At 70.4% G+C, this 18,515-nt stretch carries 18 protein-coding genes, 1 other RNA gene and 1 pseudogene; 4 read left to right on the forward strand and 16 right to left on the reverse strand.

The annotated features are described in order from the left end of the window. The first annotated feature begins 65 nt into the window (after window positions 1-65). A complete protein-coding gene (locus GXW79_RS05325; RefSeq protein WP_367614810.1) occupies window positions 66-1,493 on the forward strand; it encodes a CoA transferase in 1,428 nt (475 codons plus the stop codon). Here the strand turns inward: GXW79_RS05325 and GXW79_RS05330 are convergent, their stop codons facing one another. Then, a complete protein-coding gene (locus GXW79_RS05330) occupies window positions 1,494-1,763 on the reverse strand; it encodes a DUF2312 domain-containing protein (protein ID WP_211873312.1) in 270 nt (89 codons plus the stop codon). A gap of 54 nt (window positions 1,764-1,817) precedes the next feature. Further along, complete coding sequence (locus tag GXW79_RS05335) at window positions 1,818-2,114, reverse strand: DUF1244 domain-containing protein (protein WP_211873313.1); 297 nt, start codon at window positions 2,112-2,114, stop codon at window positions 1,818-1,820. 78 nt (window positions 2,115-2,192) lie between these two features. On the opposite strand from GXW79_RS05335, the gene GXW79_RS05340 reads away from it, so the two are divergent. After that, complete coding sequence (locus GXW79_RS05340; protein WP_211873314.1) at window positions 2,193-3,443, forward strand: glycerate kinase type-2 family protein; 1,251 nt, start codon at window positions 2,193-2,195, stop codon at window positions 3,441-3,443. A gap of 41 nt (window positions 3,444-3,484) precedes the next feature. On the opposite strand, the gene GXW79_RS21740 is transcribed toward GXW79_RS05340, so the two are convergent. The 4 genes from GXW79_RS21740 to nth form a co-directional block, all read right to left on the reverse strand. Beyond that, window positions 3,485-5,872, reverse strand: coding sequence for a glycosyltransferase (locus GXW79_RS21740; protein ID WP_211873315.1), 2,388 nt, complete (start codon window positions 5,870-5,872; stop codon window positions 3,485-3,487). After that, a complete protein-coding gene (locus GXW79_RS05350) occupies window positions 5,869-8,316 on the reverse strand; it encodes a glycosyltransferase (RefSeq protein WP_211873316.1) in 2,448 nt (815 codons plus the stop codon). Before GXW79_RS05350 ends, GXW79_RS21740 begins: the two co-directional genes overlap by 4 nt. Then, on the reverse strand, window positions 8,313-9,440 hold the full coding sequence (locus GXW79_RS05355) for a glycosyltransferase family protein (protein ID WP_211873317.1): 1,128 nt from the start codon (window positions 9,438-9,440) through the stop codon (window positions 8,313-8,315). The genes GXW79_RS05350 and GXW79_RS05355 overlap by 4 nt, the downstream gene beginning before the upstream one ends. 169 nt (window positions 9,441-9,609) lie before the next feature. Continuing rightward, the gene (nth, locus tag GXW79_RS05360; RefSeq protein ID WP_211873318.1) at window positions 9,610-10,272 is read right to left on the reverse strand and encodes an endonuclease III; all 663 of its coding nucleotides are present in this window, start codon (window positions 10,270-10,272) and stop codon (window positions 9,610-9,612) included. Window positions 10,273-10,370: 98 nt separating this feature from the next. On the opposite strand from nth, the gene GXW79_RS05365 reads away from it, so the two are divergent. Then, the gene (locus GXW79_RS05365) at window positions 10,371-10,862 is read left to right on the forward strand and encodes a DUF2244 domain-containing protein (RefSeq protein WP_211873319.1); all 492 of its coding nucleotides are present in this window, start codon (window positions 10,371-10,373) and stop codon (window positions 10,860-10,862) included. A gap of 4 nt (window positions 10,863-10,866) precedes the next feature. Here GXW79_RS05365 and GXW79_RS05370 read toward each other — a convergent pair whose 3' ends face one another. After that, on the reverse strand, window positions 10,867-11,574 hold the full coding sequence (locus GXW79_RS05370) for a response regulator transcription factor (RefSeq protein ID WP_211873320.1): 708 nt from the start codon (window positions 11,572-11,574) through the stop codon (window positions 10,867-10,869). Between the two features lie 309 nt (window positions 11,575-11,883). Here GXW79_RS05370 and ribA point away from each other — a divergent pair, with 309 nt between their 5' ends. Further along, on the forward strand, window positions 11,884-13,071 hold the full coding sequence (gene ribA, locus GXW79_RS05375; RefSeq protein ID WP_211873321.1) for a GTP cyclohydrolase II: 1,188 nt from the start codon (window positions 11,884-11,886) through the stop codon (window positions 13,069-13,071). Here ribA and recR read toward each other — a convergent pair whose 3' ends face one another. The 9 genes and pseudogenes from recR to GXW79_RS05420 form a co-directional block, all read right to left on the reverse strand. Further along, window positions 13,072-13,668: a recombination mediator RecR gene (recR, locus tag GXW79_RS05380; protein WP_211873322.1), complete on the reverse strand. Its 597-nt coding sequence runs from the start codon at window positions 13,666-13,668 to the stop codon at window positions 13,072-13,074. A 7-nt stretch (window positions 13,669-13,675) separates the two neighbouring features. Then, window positions 13,676-14,194: an OmpA family protein gene (locus GXW79_RS05385; RefSeq protein WP_211873323.1), complete on the reverse strand. Its 519-nt coding sequence runs from the start codon at window positions 14,192-14,194 to the stop codon at window positions 13,676-13,678. A gap of 47 nt (window positions 14,195-14,241) precedes the next feature. After that, window positions 14,242-14,565 (reverse strand): YbaB/EbfC family nucleoid-associated protein, encoded by a 324-nt coding sequence (locus GXW79_RS05390; protein ID WP_211873324.1) that lies wholly within the window; start codon window positions 14,563-14,565, stop codon window positions 14,242-14,244. A gap of 9 nt (window positions 14,566-14,574) precedes the next feature. Next, complete coding sequence (locus tag GXW79_RS05395; protein ID WP_211873325.1) at window positions 14,575-16,440, reverse strand: DNA polymerase III subunit gamma/tau; 1,866 nt, start codon at window positions 16,438-16,440, stop codon at window positions 14,575-14,577. Window positions 16,441-16,460: 20 nt separating this feature from the next. Then, window positions 16,461-16,559, reverse strand: an RNA gene (gene ffs / locus GXW79_RS05400) — signal recognition particle sRNA small type. Beyond that, window positions 16,547-17,260, reverse strand: coding sequence for an MIP/aquaporin family protein (locus GXW79_RS05405; RefSeq protein ID WP_211873326.1), 714 nt, complete (start codon window positions 17,258-17,260; stop codon window positions 16,547-16,549). Before GXW79_RS05405 ends, ffs begins: the two co-directional genes overlap by 13 nt. Beyond that, entirely contained in the window at window positions 17,250-17,660 is a 411-nt protein-coding gene (arsC, locus tag GXW79_RS05410; RefSeq protein ID WP_211873439.1) for an arsenate reductase (glutaredoxin), read from the reverse strand. Before arsC ends, GXW79_RS05405 begins: the two co-directional genes overlap by 11 nt. Window positions 17,661-17,699: 39 nt before the next feature. Continuing rightward, window positions 17,700-18,098 (reverse strand): annotated as a pseudogene (locus GXW79_RS21375) (ArsI/CadI family heavy metal resistance metalloenzyme); the annotation flags it as partial. Further along, on the reverse strand, window positions 18,095-18,460 hold the full coding sequence (locus tag GXW79_RS05420) for an ArsR/SmtB family transcription factor (RefSeq protein WP_211873327.1): 366 nt from the start codon (window positions 18,458-18,460) through the stop codon (window positions 18,095-18,097). The pseudogene GXW79_RS21375 and the gene GXW79_RS05420, both read right to left, overlap by 4 nt. Between the last annotated feature and the right edge of the window lie 55 nt (window positions 18,461-18,515).

The raw sequence follows: 18,515 nt of genomic DNA on the forward strand, positions 1-18,515 counted from the left end.
GGTAACGGAACAAGCGCGCGGGGGTTGCCCGTCAGGCGGCATCGTGCCGCGGCAGCCTGCCGCTTGTGGCTGAGGAGACTTCCGGCCAGCATGGCCAGCGCAGAAGGAAACCAGGCATGGATGCGTTGCGCGCACTGTGGTCGGCGGCCGGGCTGCCGGAGGCGGCACTCCGCCACGTGACGCTGAGCGGCGCGGACCCGGTTCTGCCCTCCGGCTTCGCGGTCGGCACCGCGGCGCAGGCGAGCATCGCCGCCTGCACGCTGGCGGCGGCCCATATCCACGCGGCGCGCGGCGGACCAATGCAACATGCCAGCATCGACATGCGCCACGCCGCTGTCGAGTTCCGGTCCGAGCGGCACCTGCGCGTCGATGGCGCGCCGGCGTCGGAGCTCTGGGACCCGCTCGCCGGCCTCTACCCCTGCGCGGACGGCTTCGTGCGGCTGCACACCAATTTTCCGCATCACCGCGCCGGCGTCCTGCACATCCTCGGCTGCGAGTCGACGCGCGATGCGGTGGCGCGCACGCTGCTCGACTGGGGCGCGGGAGCCTTCGAGACCGCCGCCGCCGAAGCGGGCATCGTGGGTGCCGCCGCGCGCCGCTTCGACGCGTGGGATGCGCATCCGCAGGGCATCGCCCTCGCGCCGCAGCCACCCTTCACGCTGGAGCGCATCGGCGATGCGCCGCCCACGCCGCTGCCGCCGCTGGACAGTCGCCCGCTTGCCGGGCTGCGCGTGCTGGACCTCACGCGCGTCATCGCGGGACCCGTCGCGGCGCGCACCCTGGCCGCGCATGGTGCGGAGGTGCTGCACATCGCCGCGCCGCATCTGCCGAGCATGGGGCCCCTGGTGCTCGACACCGGGCGGGGCAAGCGCAGCGCCTTCCTCGATCTGCGCGACGCCGATGCCCGCGCGCGGCTCGAGGGGCTCGCGCGTGGTACGGACATCTTCCTGCAGGGATACCGGCCGGGCGGCATCGCCGCGTTGGGCTTCGCGCCCGAACGGCTCGCGAGCCTGAGGCCCGGGATCATCGCGCTCTCTCTGAGCGCCTATGGCCATCTTGGCCCGTGGTCGCAGCGGCGCGGCTTCGACAGCCTCACCCAGACGGCGACCGGCATCAACTGGCGCGAGGCGGAGTGCTTCGGGGAAGCTGTGCCGCGCGCCCTGCCGTGCCAGGTGCTCGACCACGCCTCAGGTTATTTCCTCGCCTTCGGTGCCATGGCGGCGCTGGCGCGGCGGGCGGAGGAAGGCGGCTCCTGGCTGGTGCGCGTCTCACTCGCCGCCACAGGGCGATGGCTGCGCAGCCTCGGCGAGGTGCCGGGCGGGCCAGCGGCGCCCGATCCGAAGCAAGCGGACATTGCCGACCTGCTCTACGACAGTGACAGCGGCTTCAGGCGGCTCACCACCATCCGCCACGCTGGCATCCTGGACGCCACGCCCGCGCATTGGGCGCTGCCGTCAATGCCGCTGGGCAGCCACCCGGCGGCATGGGCCTGATCACATGCCGAGCGCGCGGCGATAAAGGTCGAGCAGCGTCTCCTGCTCCTCCACATCCGCGGGCTCCTGCTTGCGGATACGGATGACCTGGCGCAGCACCTTCACGTCGAAGCCGGCGCTCTTCGCCTCGGCATAGATGTCCTTGATGTCGTCGCCGAGCGACTTGCGCTCCTCCTCCAGCCGCTCGATGCGCTCGATGATCGAGCGCAGCCGATCGGCCGCGATGCCGCCCACCTCGGTGGCTTCATTTGTCTCGGCGGCTTTGGCCATCACCAGCACTCCTACACGCGAAGGCGCCGGGTCTAGCCCGTGTGGGCCCGCACCTCAATGTCCGGCGTTGTTTTGCGCGAAGGCGGCCTTCTGCTCCGCCGTGGCTTCCTTCTGGTGCAGCGCCTGCCATTCCTTGTACGGCATGCCGTAGACCACCTCGCGCGCCTCGGGGTCGGTCATCGCCAGGCCCTGCTCGGCCGCGGCCTCGCGATACCAGCGCGAGAGGCAGTTCCGGCAGAAGCCAGCAAGGTTCATCATGTCGATGTTCTGCGCATCGGGTCGGCTGCGCAGATGCTCCACCAGGCGCCTGAAGGCGGCCGCCTCCAGCTCGATTCGGGTCGCGTCATCCATCGCGGGATCTCCTTCTGTCCTCCCCCATGTGGTCGCTGCGGGCCGCTTCCGCCATACTCCGCCGCAGGGAGACCGCGCATGAGCTGGACCGAACCCCGCGCGCGCGCCGCGCTGGAGCGTATTTTCGCCGCCGCGGTCGCCGCCGCGGATCCGCTGAAGACGTTGGCGGCGCAACTGCCGGAACGCCCTGCGCGGGGCCGCATCATCGTGCTCGGGGCCGGGAAATCCGCCGCCGTCATGGCCCAGGCGGTGGAAGCCGCTTGGCCGGATGCGCCGCTCTCGGGCCTGGTGGTCACGCGGTATGGGCATTCCGTTCCGACCCAGCGCATCGAGGTCGCCGAGGCCGCGCACCCGGTGCCCGATGCCGCCGGTGCAGAAGCGGCCGCGCGCATCCTGGCCCTTGCGCAAGATGCAGACGCCGATGACCTCGTGCTGTTCCTCGTCTCCGGCGGCGGGTCGTCGCTGACGACGCTGCCGGCGCCGGGGCTGACGCTGGACGATCTCATCGCCACCAACCGCGCGCTGCTCGATTCCGGCGCGACGATCCAGGTGATGAACTGCATCCGCCGGCATCTCTCGGCATTCACCGGCGGCCGGCTGGCAGCTGCCGCGGCCCCGGCGAAAGTCGTGACGCTGGCGATTTCCGACGTGCCCGGCGACGACCCTGCGACCATCGCCTCGGGGCCGACCGTGCCCGATCCGACCACCTTCGCCGAGGCCCGCGATCTCGTCGCGCGCTATCGGATGCGGCTGCCCGAACGCGTCACCGCGCACCTCGCCGCCGCGCGCGACGAGACGCCGAAACATGGGACGCCCGACTACCGCTTCATCGCCACGCCGCAGATGGCGCTGCTCGCCGCCGCGGAAGAGGCGCGCGAGCAGGGCTTGGTGCCGCTCATCCTGGGCGATGCGCTGGAAGGCGAGGCGGCGGGGCTCGGCCTCGCACTCGCCGGCATCGCGCGCAGCGTGCGCGCGCATGGCCATCCGGTGCCAGCACCTTGCGTGCTGCTCTCGGGCGGCGAGACCACGGTGACGATCGGCCCGGAAGGTGCCGGGCGCGGCGGGCGGAACACCGAATGCCTGCTCGCCTTCGCCGTGGCTTTGGCCGGTACGCCGGGCATCCATGCGCTGATGGCCGACACCGACGGTATCGACGGCACCGAGGATGCCGCTGGCGCGGTCGTGACACCTGCCGGCCTCGCCGATGACGCGCGCGCTTACCTCGCGCGCCATGACAGCTTTGGCTATTTCGCGACGCATGGCGGACTGATCCGCACCGGGCCGACGCTGACCAACGTGAACGACCTGCGCGCCATTCTTGTGGTGTGAACCGGGTAAGGCAGTAAGGCGGCCTTACCCGCCAACCGTGTTCAGGGCAGGATCTCCGCCGGCGCCGGAAACAGCCGGACCGGTGCCGGGAACGGCATGAAGAGGGGCTGGCCCCCGGAGGCGAGCAGCGCCTCCCGGTGCCAGCGGATCCAGCTTTCCCAATAGCGCGACCGCACCGGCGAGAAGCGGTCCTCGTCGAATCCCGTGGTGCGGTTCTGCGTCAGCGAATCGGAGCGCAGCAGCCCGATCGCGAGCGGCTTGCGAATCGCGATCACTGCGCCGCGCCCGAAGCGGCGCCGCATCCGCCACAGGAACTCGGAATCCGCACCCGTGCGCACCGTGTCGAAGAAGCCCATCCGCTCCACCACCTCGCGCGCGATGAAGGTGGAGGCGGGATTCTCATGCAGGTAGCCGCCGGCCCAGAGCACGCCCAGCCGTCCGGCCCGGTCCATCCGGTACCAGGACGAGGTGGTGCACAGCGCCTCGGGGTGCTTCGTCATCCGCGTCAGGTGCTCGGCGACGTAGTCCGGATGCATCCAGTCATCGGAGTCGTGGAAGCCATGGAACTCGCCAGGGTACTCCGCCAGCACGCGGTTCTTCGCGCCATAGGTTCCCATATTCGTCGCGTTGCGCAGCACCGCGACGCGCACATCCGCCTCGGCCAGGCGCTCGATGATCGCCGGCGTCGCGTCGGTGCTGGCATCGTCGACGATGACCAGACGCAGGTTCGTGTGGCTCTGCGCCAGCACGGAGCGCGCTGCTGTCTCAAGCGTCGCAGCCGCGTTGTAGGCGGTCATCGCGATGACGACGAGCGGCCCCGGCACCGGCAGCGATGGCCGCCGCGCCGTCGCACCCAGCGCCGCGAAGGCATCCGCGTCCGGCCCTTCCAATGCACCGAACTCCGGCGGCGCCATCCCATGCCCGCGGAAGAACCGCGCCACGCTCGCCGCCCAGCCGGGCCGGTCGCCGCGCGCGATCTGGATCTGCGCGAGCGCGAGCCACAGGTCCTGGTCGGGGCGTTCGCCCTGCAGCGCCGGCAGGCAGCGCAGCAGCGCTTCCTCGGCCTGCCCGGCCGCGACCAGCTCCGCGAGTATCGCCGTAACCAGACCGATCGGCGGGGCGGGATGCAGCACCTCGGCGACGCGCAGCCAAGTCCGGCGCAGCGCCGGGTCCCGCGCGCGCAGGCTGTTGGCGAGCTGGAAATACACCTCCGCATCGGTCGGCCGCGCGACGCGGAGCGCCTCGAGGATCGCGACTGCCTCGGTGGCGGCGCCGCTGCGCAGGCAGGCCTGGGCCTGGGCAAGCCGGGCGTGACGCAGGTCATCGGGCGCGAGGTAGCGCTCGGCCACGGGATCCAGCACGGCAAAACTCGCCGCCGCGGTCGCGGTGCCGTTCATGTCGAGATGGCTGCGGGCGTGGAGGTAGAGCAGGTAGGCCTCGAAGGCGTTGTTCGGCCCGCGCCCGTCGCGCGCCATGGCCGAGCCCGCATGGACGCGCCAGATCGCGGTGCTGTCATGCATCGCGTGCAGGCCCTTCAGCGCCGCGATGCCCGCCGCGATCGCCGCCTCGTCGGGCGCCGATCCACCGGGATCGGCGAGGCGGAGCAGGGTGCGCAACGCGCCCGCGGCGGCAGGGCCAGCCGCAAGGTCGAGATAGGCGAGCGTTTCCTGCCCCGCGACCAGCGCCGCGCAGGCGGCATCCCCCGCCTCGCGCTCCATGCGCCCGGAGTCGAACCCGATGGCGAAGGCACCATCGGCGAGTGGTGCCTCAAGCACGCCCGCGGCGGCGTGCCGGGCGCCAAGCCAGAGCGTGGCGCCACGGCCCGCCTGGGTGACCTCGCCGGCCAGAATGGCGCCGGGTTCCAGGCGCAGCTGGTTGCGCGCCGAGCTGAAGCCGGTGATGCGCAGGCCGAACTGCCAAAGGTGAAGCTCGGCGGCGTCCGCGGGCAGCTGCAGCGCGAGCACCACGCCGCCGGGCGCGAGGCGCTCGGGCGCGCGCAGTAGGAAGGGCAGCCGCAGCGTGCGCGCCTCGGCGAAGACCGGCGCATGGCTGATCACCTGGTGGTCGCCCAGGCCATGCAGCCCCTCGCGCCGCAGCAGCGCCAGCCATTCGGCGCGCACCGGCGGCCCGCCCGAGCCCATCCGCAGCTCGACCTCGCCCTGAATGACGCCGTAGCGCCCGAGCAGCGTGTCGAGCGCGGTGACCGGCATCAGGATCCGCACGAAGCTGAACAGCGTCGGCCAGCCGAGGATCGCAGCGCCATCGGGGCTGTCGGGCAGCCGCACCGAAGCCAGGCGCGCTTCGGCATCGCTGCGGAATTCCACCGTGACGCCGGCGGCGAAGGGAATGCGATGGCCCACCGCGCGCACCTGCGCCGGATTGGGCGAGAAGCGCAGGCCGGTCCAGAGCGGCGGCAGGGGAAGCGTCACGGCGCCCATGCGCCGCTAGCCGGCGCGGGGATCGGCTCGATGCGCGCCTGGGCAAGCAGCACCGTGATGGTGCGCGCATCCCCCGGCGTGCGCGGCAGGTCGATCTCGGCGCGCAGCGTCAGCACCGGCGGCCGGTCCGGCGGCGGTGGCGGCAGGCGGGCGTGCAGCCGCCACAGGCTTTCGGCTTGCTGCTCGGGCGTGCCGGGCTGCTGCTCGAAGACATAGTCGATCGGCTGCCGCGCCATCTGCAGCGACACCCGGCGCTCGGCGAACAGCGCGGGTCGCTTGAAGCCCTCGATCACCAGCTGCGCCTCGCCCGCCCAGCGCGGCAGCGCCAGGTGACCCACCGGCGACATCCAGCGCACCCAGCGGCCATTGGCGAATTCGGGGTGGTAGAAGCCGTCCCAGCCTTCGGCCATCAGCGCGGTCAGCACGAGGGGCAGAGGGACGTCGGCGTCCGGCGCCTCGGTGATCGGCAGGGCGAGGATGCGCATCTGGTCGCGCCGGGCGAAGCCCTGCACGGCGGGCGGCAGGATGTCGATATGGGTGCCGGCGGGGCTTGCCGCGGGGCGGGCGAATTCCACGACCAGCGCGGCGCCCTCGGGCCGGGCTTGGCAGGGCAGCGATTCCCCGCCCGAGGCGGCGGACCACCCCTCGGCGGGCAGCATCCCATCCTCCGAGCGCAGCGTGACGCGCAGCCGCGTGCCGGGCGCGTGGTCATGCGCGGTGGTGAGCAGAACCGTGCCGAAGAACATCGCGGCCGGAGGTGGCCCCGCGGCGCGCGCGGGCGATGGAGGGGCGGGCGGCGCGGGCACGCGATCGGCCACGACCGCCACGGCCTCGGCGGCGAGCAGCGCCGCCTCCGGGTCGAAGCGCGCGCGGCACGCCTGGGCGTCGGCGATGATGCCGTCGAGCAGCACGGTTGGGATCGCCAGCGCGGTGTGTTCGGCGATGAAGCCATCCGCGCTCGGCATGTCGAGCTCGGTGGCGCGAAAATCATCCAAGGCAGCCTGCATCGGCCAGGCGAGCGTGCCTTCGGTGAGCGCGGGGCCGAGCCGGGTCATCGGGCCGGCGGCCCATGCACGCACCAGGCGCGCGACCGGGATGAGCGGATCGCCCGAGACCGACACCGTCGCGCGCCGCACCCGCGAGAGCGGCAGCAGCGACTTGTACAGCGCCTCATACGCCATGCCGATTGGAACCAGGCCATGGCTCGGCGCCACTGCGGCGCGCGCGGCGTCACGCATGCCGGCGAGCACGCCCGGCGCCGCCATGATGCGCCCGAGCAGCGCGGTGATCGCCGCGGCGTCGGGTGCCTCGCCCATCAGCAGGCCGGAGACGCCGTCGCGCACCAGCTCGGCGAGGCCGCCGCGCGCGAAGCCTGCAACCGGCGTACCGCAGGCCAGCGCCTCGACCATGATGTTTGGATAGTTATCCTCGCGCGAGGGCAGGATCAGCAGGTCGCCCAGCCCCAGGATCGCTGCGAGCGCCGCATCATCCTCAATCGGGCCGAGGGCGAGGCTCTCGATGCCGGGCAGGTCAATCTCGCGCGGATTGTGCCCGAAGCTCAGCAGCCACAGTCGCGGCGCGGCGCCGGGTGCCGTGTTCGCCGGATGGCCGCGCAGCCCATCCAGCAGCAGGTCGAACCCCTTGCGGATCTCCGCCTGGCTGATCGCGCCGGCGATGACCACCACGTCACCGGCGCCGATGCCCATGCGGGCCCGCAGGCCATGGCGCTGCTCGTCGCCGAGCGGGCGGAACAGCCCGAGGTCGATGGGGTTGCGGATGACACTGCTCGGCGCGCCGCGGAAGACACTGCTGGCGCGCAGCGCCGCGTCCATCCAGGCGCTGGGGGAGACGAGGTGCAGTAGGCCTTCGGCGAAGCAGGCGGATTTTTCCGCCTGCAGCAGCGCTGCCAGCCCCCAGGGATCGCGGCGGAGCTGCGGGCACTGGGTGCACAGCGTCTCGAAGCCGCGGCAACCATCGCTGTAGTGGCAGCCGCCAGTGAAGCCCCATTGGTCGTGCTGGGTCCAGACCACCGGCTTGCCGAGTGCCAGCAGCTCGCGCAGCGCGTTGGGCGTCGCGATGCCGGGCAGGAAATGTGCGTGAATAATGTCGGCGCCGCGCAGCAGCGGCAGCTCGGCGAGCGACGGCGCATCCAGACCGGCGGAGAACAAGGTGTTGCTGCGCCGCTTGTCGCGCAGCCGGTCGAGGTACTTCTGATCCAGAAATTCGCCCAGGAAACGGCGCGCCGATTTCTGCGCCTCGCTCGCCGGACGCGGCGTGACGGCGATGGCGTCGGGCCCTGGCTCCGCATCGGCGGTGACGAGGGTGCTGTCGTGGCCGAGCGCGCGCAGGCTGTCGGCGATCCGCCGCGCTGCGCGTCCGGCGCCCCCGGCTTCGGTCGCGGTCAGGTGCAGGACGGAGAGCGGCGCGTGGTTCATCCGGTCATTCCGTGCGCGGCGAGGATCTCCTCGATGCGCAGGCCGCGCTGGAACACACTGTGGTCGGTCAGCGTGCGGCGCTGCCCGCGCGCGGCGATGGCGGCGCGCTCGGCGGGGTGATCGGCAAGCCAGCGCGCCTTTTCGACGCAATCCTCGGCGCTGTCATAGGCGACGCATTCGCGGTCGATGGCGAAGATGTCGCCCAGGTTGGACTTGCGGTCGGTGAGCAGCACGGCGCCGCAGCCGGTCACCTCGTAGAGGCGCTGGTTGGTCGCCCAATCCCCGGTGCCGTCGAGGTGCGAGTTCAGCACCGTGGCGGTGCGCGCCACCTCGCGGTACATCGTGCCGCCCCAGAGTGCCGCGTGGCGCCTCATCCGCGTGGCGCCGAACTCGCGCGGCAGGGCGGCATCAGTGAAGACGTCGATCGGAATCTGGGCAGCGATCGCGAGCAACTTCGCCTGGCGCTCGCGATGGGCTGGGTAAACGCTGCCGAAGAAGCCGAAGGGGCGTGACGGCGCCTCGGGGGGGTCGGGCAGGTGCTGCAGGATGCGCGGGTTGAAGCCGTGCGGCAGGAGTTCCGCCGCCAGCCCCTGCGCGCGGAAATGGGCCACGTTGCCCGCGGAGGCCGAGAGCGCCAGATCCAGGCGCCGCAGCGGCGTGGTGGGCGGCGTCGCGGCGTTCTGGCCGATGGCGTGGCGGTAGTGTCCCTCGACCGCGGCGAGGAAACCGTCATGGAAGCTGTAGAGGTCGGCGAGCCAGAGGATATCGGGCCGGAATGCGCGGACCTGGGCGGCGCAGACCGAGATGAACCAGTCCGGCTGGTCGGGAAGGCCGCCGAGCAGGTCGCCCAGCGATGCGGACACGCCGCCGGGGGCGAGGTCCGCCCGGCCATTCTCCAGGCACCAGCTGTGCTGCAGCGGGGCGTGGTTGGCCCAGACTTCGCCCACCTCATGGCCGAGCCGGCGCAGCGGGTCAGCCCAGACCGACACATTATGGTAGCAGGTCGCAAGCGCCCGCTTGAGTTGCGCCGCGTAGCTGAGCCCGGCGAGCTCCGGCTCGTGCTGGTAGAGCAAGCGGATGAAGGCCGGGTAGACAGTGTCGATCAGCAGGATACGCGCCGCCATGGGCTAGCGCCCGAAGCGCGGGCACGGCAGGGGTCGCCGTTGCCATGCTGGGGGAAGAGGAAACAGGGCCAGGGCGCCATCCATGCGTGAAACGCCGCCAGTGCGGTTGCGCAAAACGATACGCCAGACCGGTCCCCGGTGACAAACACCCAAGGCTCCGCGCCCGCCATCAGGGCGCCGGCAAGGAACGGCGACCGGGGTCAAGGATCTTGTCCTTGTAGTTACAATGCGCGATGGCGACGCAGCGCCAGCATTCCGGCGCGCGCGCCTTGCACATGTAGCGCCCGTGCAGGATCAGCCAGTGATGCGCATGGCGCAGCAGCGCCGGCGGGCAGCGTCGCACCAGGCCATCTTCCACCGCGCGCACGGTCTTGCCCGGTGCGAGGCCGGTGCGGTTGCCCAGGCGAAAGATGTGGGTATCGACCGCCATCGCTTCCTGCCCGAAGGCCACGTTGAGCACGACATTGGCGGTCTTGCGACCGACGCCGGGCAGCGCCTCCAGCGCCGTGCGGTCATTCGGCACCTGGCCGTCATGGCGCTCGATCAGCAGCCGCGCGAGGGCGGCGACGTTCTTCGCCTTGCCCTGCCACAGACCGATGCGACGGATGTGCACCGCGATCCCTGCCTCGCCCATTGCGGCCATCGCCGCGGGGTCCGGAGCCGCGGCGAACAACGTCTCGGTCGCCTTGTTGACCGAGGCGTCGGTCGCCTGGGCCGAGAGCACGACGGCGACCAGCAGGGTGAAGGGATCGGAAAAGCGCAGCTCCGTCTCGGGTGCGGGGTTCGCGTCCGCGAGTGCCTGGATGAAGGCGGCCGCCTGCTTCCGGCTCATCAGTCGCGCGCGGCGCGGCGCCGCGGCGCTGCCATGGCGCGGGCGCGGCGGAGGGGGCTGGGCTGGCATAACGCCCGGGCTAGCCTAGATTGCGCTGCATGTCAGCGGTTCCCGACCCGATCCTGTTTGAAGCGGTGAGTACGCCGCGCTCCAGCTTCTCTCCGGCTGGCTATCGCGTGCTCGTCGGGCTGCTCTGCGCCGCGGCGGCCCTGCCCGCAATTCTGTTCACGCTGATGGGCGCCTGGCCGGTGCTGGGCTTCCTCGGCGCCGAGGTGCCGCTCGTGCTGTTTCTCGTCTCGCGCCAGGCACGAGGTGCCGAGCGGGTGCGCGAGGCGCTGGTGCTGACGCCGGCGGGCCTCACAGTGACACGGACGGATCATCGCGGCCGCAGCCACGCCATGCGGCTCGACCCCTATTGGGCGCGGCTGGAACAGGATGCGGCGGGGCGCCTGGTGCTGGTGCAGCGCGGCCGCCGGATCAGCATCGGCCAGCATCTCGGCGAGGGCGACCGCACGCGCTACGCCACCGCCATCGAAGACGCGCTGCGACGCTACCGTCGCCCAATCTTCGACAACCCGCAGCTGCGCTGATCGTTCAGTTGACCGGCGTTGGGTCCAGCCGGTAGCCGCCGCCCTCAGTCAGCAGCAGCCTCGCCATGCTCGGGTCAGGCTCCACCTTCTGCCGCAGGCGGTAGATATGCGTCTCAAGCGTATGCGTCGTGACGGCGGCGTTGTAGCCCCACACCTCGTTCAGCAGCACCTGACGTGGCACCGGCCGGCCGCCCGCGCGATAGAGGAACTTCAGGATCGCGGCTTCTTTCTCGGTGAGCCGGATCTTGCGGTTCCGCGTCAATTCCAAGAGAAGCTTGGCGGAGGGCCGGAAGCTGTACGGACCGATGGTGAACACCGCATCCTCGGAATTGTCGAAGACGCGCAACTGCGCGCGCAGTCGGGCGAGCAGCTCGTTCAGGCGGAACGGCTTGGCGATGTAGTCGTTCGCACCAGCATCGAGGCCACGGACAATATCGGCCTCCGCATCGGCGCCGGTCAGCATGATGACCGGCATGCGCAGGCCGAGCCGGCGCAGCTTGATGCACAATTCGCGGCCGTCGCCGTCAGGCAGGCCGATATCGAGGAGAATGGCGTCGCAGCGCTGGTTCGGCGCGAAGAGCAGCGTCTCCGCCTCGGACGCGGTCCCTGCCTCGGAGATATGGAACTCCTGGTCGAGAGAAAGCTGTTCGGCAAGCGTGGCGCGGAGATCCGCGTCGTCATCCACAATCAAAACCGGCCTCGGACCCGACATCGATAACCCCCGATCAAGGAACGCCCCGATCATGCACAGCGTGCGGATGCGGGACACCGGTGCATCACTTTGCTGCACCTCACGCAGAGTCTATCAACCCTGCATAGCCTTCCCGCATCGCCCGACGCCACCCAAACTGTGTCCGGAGGTCGCGAAACGGTGAGAAAAGACCAACGCCGCTTGAACGCGAGGCCCGTCACGGGGTTGCAAGAAATTATCTTTCGCCGCCGGCCTCTGTGATTTGCCGTTGCGATGCCACATTCCAGGCGTGTCGTCCGCACCAATGAGAACGCCAGTGAGATATTGCCCATGACCGGCAGCCTTGCCCCGAATAGCTTTGCCGACGCGCACCGTGAGTCCTCGAGCTACCTCGCCGATCCTCGCATTCTTGCCCTGCGCCAGGTTCACCGCGCGGTTGCGGAGCTGCGTCGCGGAACGCCGGTGCTGATCCGCGCCGCTGAAGGGACCATGCTGGTGGCAGCGGCGGAGACGGTCGGCGCGCTCGGCCTTGCCGAGATCGCCCAGGCAGCGACCACCCCTCCCGTGCTCCTGCTCGCGCCGGTGCGTGCGGCGGCGGTGCTGCACCGCCCGGTGCTGCAGGGCCCGACAGGCAAGCCCGAGGAAATGGGCGCGGTCGCCTTGCGCCTGCCGCCGGCTTTGCTCGACCCGGCGAAGCTGCGCAGCCTCGCCGATCCGGTCGTGGCCGACCTGCTTCCGGAGATTCCGGAACGCGCGGCCCTACCGCCGCTCGCCAGCGCCGCGCTGGCGCTGGCCAAGCTCGGCCGCCTGCTGCCGGCGATGGTGGCGGTCGCGGCTCCCGACACGGCCGCCGCGCGCCTCTCGCTGCTCACTGTCTCGGCCGAGGATATCCAGGCCTATCCGCTCTCCGCCGCCGCCTCGCTCAAGCGCGTGGCGGAGGCCGCGGTTCCGCTCGAAGACGCGCCCGATGCGCGCATCATCGCGTTCCGCGCGGCCGATGGCGGCATCGAGCACTTGGCGATCATCGTCGGCAATGTCGAAGCCCAGCTCGCCGCCGGCATCGCGCCGCTGGTGCGCGCGCATTCGGAATGCTTCACCGGCGACCTGCTCGGCTCGCTGCGGTGCGATTGCGGGCCGCAGCTTCGCGGTGCCATCAAGCGCATGGCGGCCGAGGGGGCGGGCATTCTCGTCTATCTCGCCCAGGAGGGGCGCGGCATCGGCCTGGTGAACAAGCTCCGCGCCTACACGCTGCAGGACCAGGGGCTCGACACGCTCGATGCCAACCGCGCGCTCGGCTACGGCGCGGATGAGCGGAACTTCCTGGTCGCGGCCACCATGCTGCGCGAGCTCGGCGTGCATCGTGTGCGGCTGCTGACCAACAATCCCGACAAGATGGCCGGGCTTGCCGCTTGCGGCATCGAGATCGAGGGGCGGGAATCGCACCAGTTCGAGGCGAACGGCGTGAACGACCACTACCTTGAGACCAAGGCGCGGCGTTTCGGCCACCTGCTGGAATGATCAGGCCGGGCGGCGCGCCCGCAGCGCCGCCGCCAGCGTGCCGTCGTCGAGCACGTCCAGGGCGCCGCCAATCGGGACGCCTTGCGCGAGGCGCGTGACGGGCACGCCGGTGTCGCCAAGGCGATCCATCAGCACATGCGCGGTGGTGGCGCCGTCCACGGTGACGGGCAGAGCGATGATGATTTCCTCCACGCCACCCGCCTCGATACGCGCCAGCAGCGGCTGGATACGCAGATCCTCCGGCCCGATGCCGGCGAGGGCGGAGAGCGTTCCGCCGAGCACGTGGTAGCTGCCGCGATGCGCCTGGGCGCGTTCCAGAGCCCAGAGGTCGGCGACACCCTCGACGACGCAGATCAGACCCTGCATGCGCTGCGGGTCGTCGCAGATGTGGCAGGGGGAGCGGGTGTCGAGATTGCCGCACACGTCGCAGGGCAGCACCGCTTCGGCCGCGTTGCGCAAGGCGTCCGCGAGAGGGAGCATCTGGCGCTGAGGGTCCATCAGCATGCGCAGCACGGCGCGCCGTGCGCTGCGCCGTCCATAGCCGGGGAGGCGCGCGAGCAGGGCGATGAGATCCTCGACGGGGTCGATGTTGCGCATGGGCGCGCTATTCGACTTTACGGTGACCAGTGGATTGGTCGCGATCGTAGTCATTGACTTGTGTCGATGGCTGCCGACTTTCGGAAATCGCCATCATCACATTGCGATTTTGGGGCTCAGAGACATTTGCCGCCGTAGGCACCAGCGGTCGCGTTCCGCCAAATCCATATACAATGAAGCGATCGGCTGGAATCCCGGCCGCCAAAAGTGATCGCACGACGGCCCGTGCCCTGCGTAGACCGAGCGGCTGGCTGTTCTCTCGTCTATCAGAATGGCCTGAAACGAACACTAGAAGCGTTCCTGATCTGCGCAGCATTTCTGCGCGTAGGGCAGCATCGGCCTGCATCAGATATCCATTAACCGATTGCCAAGCCTCGAACACCTGCCGGATCTGATATGTGCATTCAGCGGAAATCTCGTCGCTTTGTTCAGAGAAAAAGCAAATACGAGTGAGCGGAGTCGTCGCATTACCTCTTGTCCCAACAGCAACCAAAATTATGAATGCCAGCGCGATTAATCTTTCCATGAATATCGGCTCCCTGGCTCGACGGCGCGCTGATTATCGCCGCGCCCTCAGAAGGGCAGCTTCATCCCGGCCGGCAGGTTCATCCCCGCCGTCGCCTTCTGCATCTCCTCGGCCATCATCGCCTCGACCTTCTGCTTCGCATCGGCATGGGCGGCGAGCAGCAAGTCTTCCAACACCTCGCGGTCATCGGCCGTCATCAGGGCGGGGTCGATCGAGACGCGCTTGAGCTCGCCCTTGCCGGACAGCGTCAGTTTCACCATGCCGCCACCGGCGGCACCTTCGACGGTCTCGACCTCCAGGCGCGCCTGCATCGCCGCCATCCGGGTTTGCATTTCCTGTGCCTGCTTCAGCATATTGCCCAAATTCTTCATGCGCGGACCTCAAAAATCCTCGGGTGGGGTGTCGTCGTCGGTATAGGCGAAATCGGCGTCGAGCGGGGCGAAGTCGGGAAAATCCTCGTCCGGCTCGGCGGTGCGGGCGGCGGGCGTCTCGGGCACCAGGCCATAGGCGTCGGCGGCCTGGTCGCGCACCGCGTCCATCACCGCGCCCGGAAAGGCGGCCAGCACCGCCTGCACGATGGGGTGGCTGCGCACCAGCTCCATCCGGTCGGCGGCCGCGGTGCGGCCGAGCTCGGCGAGCGTCGGCTCGCCCTCGGCATTGCTCAGCGTCACCGTCCAGCGCGCGCCGGTCTGCTCGGTGAGGAAGGCGGCGAGCTGGGAGGCGAGATCCCGCGGCGCGGCCGGCGTCGGGCGCAGCTCGATGCGGCCTGGCGCGACGGCGATCGGGTGGACCGAATGGACCAGGTGGGCATGCAGCATCGGCTTGCGGCCCGAGGCGAGAGCCACAACGTCGCGGAAACTCTGCGGGTTGGGCAGCGCGGGGGCCGCCTGCATCACCGGCGCTCCATTGGCGACCGCGCGCATGCCGCCACCGCCCCCCTCGGGCGCGGCGCGCGGCGGCGCGTCTGCGCCCGGTTGGGTGAGTCGCTTGATCAGGTCGCCCGGCGTCGGCAGCTCCGCCACATGGGCCAGGCGGATCAGCACCATCTCGGCGGCCGCGCGGCGGTCCACGCCTTCCTGCTGCACCTCGGCCACGCCCTTGAGCAGCATCTGCCACGCGCGGCCCAACACCGGGATGGACATCCGCCGGGCGAGGGCCACGCCACGCGTGCGGTCCTCCTCCGGCAGGGAGCGGTCATCGGCCAGCGTTTCCACCAGCCGGAAGCGGGTCAGCAGATGTGCGTATTCGAGCAGGTCCGTGATCAGCACCAGCGGATCGGCACCGCGCTCGTGGGCGCGGTCCATCAAGCCCAGCGCCTCGGCAATGCGGCCCTCCAGCACGGCTTCCATCACATCGAGAACCAGCCCGCGATCGGCGAGGCCCAGCATCTCGCGCACGATCTCCGCCGAGATGCTGTCGCCCCCTAGCGCGATCGCCTGGTCGAGGATGGACAGGCCGTCGCGCACGGAGCCCTCGGCCGCGCGCGCGATCATGGCCAGCGCCTCATCCTCGGCGGCGACGTTCTCAAGGCCGAGGATGCGGGCAAAATGGGCGTGCAGCTCGGCCTGGGAGACACGGCGCAGATGGTGCGTCTGGCAGCGGCTGCGGATGGTCACGGGGACCTTGCGCAACTCCGTAGTGGCCAGCACGAAGACCACCTGCGCCGGCGGCTCCTCCAGCGTCTTCAGCAGCGCGTTGAAGGCGGCCGAGGACAGCATGTGCACCTCGTCCAGGACCAGGACCTTGTTGCGGCCCTGGGCGGGGCGGTAGCGCAGGCGCTCGCGCAGCTCCCGCACATCATCGACGCCGTTGTTCGATGCGGCGTCGAGCTCCTGCACATCCGGGTGGCGGTCGGCGAGGATGGCGCGGCATTCGGCGCAGACCCCGCAGGGGTCGACGGTCGGGCCGCCGGTGCCGTCGGGGCCGATGCAGTTCAGCGCGCGGGCGATGATCCGAGCCGTGGTGGTCTTGCCCACGCCGCGCACGCCGGTCAGCAAAAGCGCGTGCGGCACCCGGTTCTGCGCAAAGGCGTTACGCAGCGTGCGGACCAGCGCGTCCTGGCCGATCAGCTCGCCGAAGGTGGACGGGCGATATTTGCGGGCGAGGACGCGGTACTGGGTGTCGGCGGCGCGTGCGACGGGCGCGGGCGCGGCCGCGACCTCTCCGAACAGGCCGTCGCCGTCCTGGGGCGGCTCCGGCAGGCCGGCTTCCGGCGGGGCGTCATCCCCGAACAATCCGCTCGCCATGGAGACCCAGTGCTCTTGAGGGTGGAAGGCCGGCAAGCGACCCGAGCGAGAACCCGTTGCGGCTGCTTCCTTCCGGACCTGACCGGGTTGGCGAGGAGCCCGTCCGTCACCGACCTTCCGAGGGCACGATATCATGCCTGGGCGCCGAATAGGCAATGCCCCCTTCCCCGGCGAACCATCGCCAGAGGGTCGCGGCCAGCGTCGCGCCGAACATCTGGGCGAGCGCGAAGCCGGCCACATCGCCGGGTGCGATGCCGGAAAAGCTGGTCGTGAAGGCGCGCGCCAGCGTGACCGCCGGGTTGGCGAAGCTGGTCGAGGCGGTGACCCAGTAGCCTGCGGTGATGGTCAGCCCGACCGCGAAAGGCACCGCGGCGACCATGCTGCGGCGTATACCGAGGATGGTGAGAAGCAACATCGCCGTCGCGACCGCCTCGGCCAGCCACTGCGCCGGGCCGGTACGGGCGCGCGTGCCCCATTCGAGCAGCGGCAGCTCGAACATGGCGTGGGCGAGCATGGTACCGGCGACCCCACCCAGCGCCTGCGCCGGCAGGTAGGCGATTGCGCGCATCAGCGGCAGCTCACGCCGGGCCGCCATCACGAGGGTGACGGCGGGGTTGAAATGGGCGCCCGAGAAGCCGCCGAAGATCAGGATCAGCACGGGCAAGGCGGCCCCGGTCGCCAGCGTGTTGCCGAGCAGCGCCAGCGCGTCATTCCCGCCCGCAAGGCGCTGCGCCATGATCCCCGAGCCGACGACCACGGCGACCAGCAGCAGGGTGCCGAGTGCCTCGGCCGCCAGCGCGCGCGTCAGCTCAGGGCGCATCGCCGACCCTGGTCCCGTCTTCCTTGCTGAAGGGTGCCTGCTGCGACGCGGGCAGGATGTCCAGCACCCGCTCCGACGGCCGGCACAGCCGTGTGCCGAGCGCCGTCACCACGAACGGCCGGTTGAGCAGGATCGGGTGCGCCGCGATGGCGTCCAGCAGCGCGTCATCGCCGAGCGCCGGGTCCCCGAGGCCGAGTTCGGCGAAGGGCGTGCCCTTCTCGCGCAGCGCCTGGCGTAGCGTGAGGCCTGCGGCCGCGACGATGGCCAGGATCTCGGCCCGACCGGGTGGGGTCTTGAGGTATTCGATGATGGCGGGCTCGATCCCGGCATTGCGGATCATCGCGAGCGTGTTGCGCGAGGTCTCGCAGGCCGGGTTGTGGAAGATGGTAACCTCGCTCATGGCGCAGGCGCAGCAGGAAATGGCCGGTGCGCGCGCGAGGCGCGGCTTCTCGCCCTGTTCGCCATCGCCATAGGTGGTCGATTCGCCGTGCGTAAGGAACGCCTCCCAGGCCACGCCCTGCGGGTCGGTGATCCAGGATTTCTCCGATTTGGCGTAGCAGCAGGTGGTCGCACCCTCCGCCAGCACCGGTCCATCCGCCGCGGCGAGGCGCGCCTGCACCTCCGCGAGTTCCGCCTCGTCCTCGACCTGGATGCCGAGATGGTCGATCCCCGGCACCCGGCCGCGCGCGGACAGCGCGAAATTCACCCGCGGATCGTCCAGCATCCACTTCGCGTAATCGGGCTTCACCACGCTGGGCGGGGAGCCGAACAGCTTAGCGTAGAAGGCGATGCTCGCGTCGAGGTCCTGGACCGCGAGGTTCACATGCATGCGTTTCATAGGCGCATTTCCTTGGGTGCTGGTGGGCAGCAGGCGTCGGGGACGGCCGCGTCGAGCAGCGGCGCGCAGGCTTCGGGGTGCCCGCCGCAACAATCCTCGACGAGGTAGCCGATCAGGGCGCGCGCGCCGGCCATGTCGGCGCTGTAGATGATCTGCCGCCCCTCCCGTCGTGCGCTGGCGAGGCCGGCTCGGGTCAGGATCGCGAGGTGGGTGGACAGCGTGTTGGCCGGCGTGGCCAGGCGTTCCGCGATGGTGCCGGCGGGCATTCCTGCCGGTCCGGCGACCACCAGCAACCGGAACGCGGCGAGTCGGGTGTCCTGGGCGAGGGCGCCAAATCCCTCCAGCGCATTATTCGTATCCATGATTCGAGAATTATCGAATTATCCACGGTCACGCAATGTCAAACCACGCGCGCCT

It is taken from the genome of Plastoroseomonas arctica, from assembly GCF_018128965.1.
Classification (GTDB): domain Bacteria; phylum Pseudomonadota; class Alphaproteobacteria; order Acetobacterales; family Acetobacteraceae; genus Plastoroseomonas; species Plastoroseomonas arctica.

Bases quoted from the DNA above. Each gene is read 5' to 3' on its own strand.
- GXW79_RS05330 (WP_211873312.1), bottom strand. From the start codon at position 1,763: ATGGCCAAAGCCGCCGAGACAAATGAAGCCACCGAGGTGGGCGGCATC.
- GXW79_RS05335 (WP_211873313.1), bottom strand. From the start codon at position 2,114: ATGGATGACGCGACCCGAATCGAGCTGGAGGCGGCCGCCTTCAGGCGC.
- GXW79_RS05340 (WP_211873314.1), top strand. From the start codon at position 2,193: ATGAGCTGGACCGAACCCCGCGCGCGCGCCGCGCTGGAGCGTATTTTC.
- GXW79_RS05350 (WP_211873316.1), bottom strand. From the start codon at position 8,316: ATGAACCACGCGCCGCTCTCCGTCCTGCACCTGACCGCGACCGAAGCC.
- GXW79_RS05355 (WP_211873317.1), bottom strand. From the start codon at position 9,440: ATGGCGGCGCGTATCCTGCTGATCGACACTGTCTACCCGGCCTTCATC.
- nth (WP_211873318.1), bottom strand. From the start codon at position 10,272: ATGAGCCGGAAGCAGGCGGCCGCCTTCATCCAGGCACTCGCGGACGCG.
- GXW79_RS05365 (WP_211873319.1), top strand. From the start codon at position 10,371: ATGTCAGCGGTTCCCGACCCGATCCTGTTTGAAGCGGTGAGTACGCCG.
- GXW79_RS05370 (WP_211873320.1), bottom strand. From the start codon at position 11,574: ATGTCGGGTCCGAGGCCGGTTTTGATTGTGGATGACGACGCGGATCTC.
- ribA (WP_211873321.1), top strand. From the start codon at position 11,884: ATGACCGGCAGCCTTGCCCCGAATAGCTTTGCCGACGCGCACCGTGAG.
- recR (WP_211873322.1), bottom strand. From the start codon at position 13,668: ATGCGCAACATCGACCCCGTCGAGGATCTCATCGCCCTGCTCGCGCGC.
- GXW79_RS05385 (WP_211873323.1), bottom strand. From the start codon at position 14,194: ATGGAAAGATTAATCGCGCTGGCATTCATAATTTTGGTTGCTGTTGGG.
- GXW79_RS05390 (WP_211873324.1), bottom strand. From the start codon at position 14,565: ATGAAGAATTTGGGCAATATGCTGAAGCAGGCACAGGAAATGCAAACC.
- GXW79_RS05395 (WP_211873325.1), bottom strand. From the start codon at position 16,440: ATGGCGAGCGGATTGTTCGGGGATGACGCCCCGCCGGAAGCCGGCCTG.
- GXW79_RS05405 (WP_211873326.1), bottom strand. From the start codon at position 17,260: ATGCGCCCTGAGCTGACGCGCGCGCTGGCGGCCGAGGCACTCGGCACC.
- arsC (WP_211873439.1), bottom strand. From the start codon at position 17,660: ATGAGCGAGGTTACCATCTTCCACAACCCGGCCTGCGAGACCTCGCGC.
- GXW79_RS05420 (WP_211873327.1), bottom strand. From the start codon at position 18,460: ATGGATACGAATAATGCGCTGGAGGGATTTGGCGCCCTCGCCCAGGAC.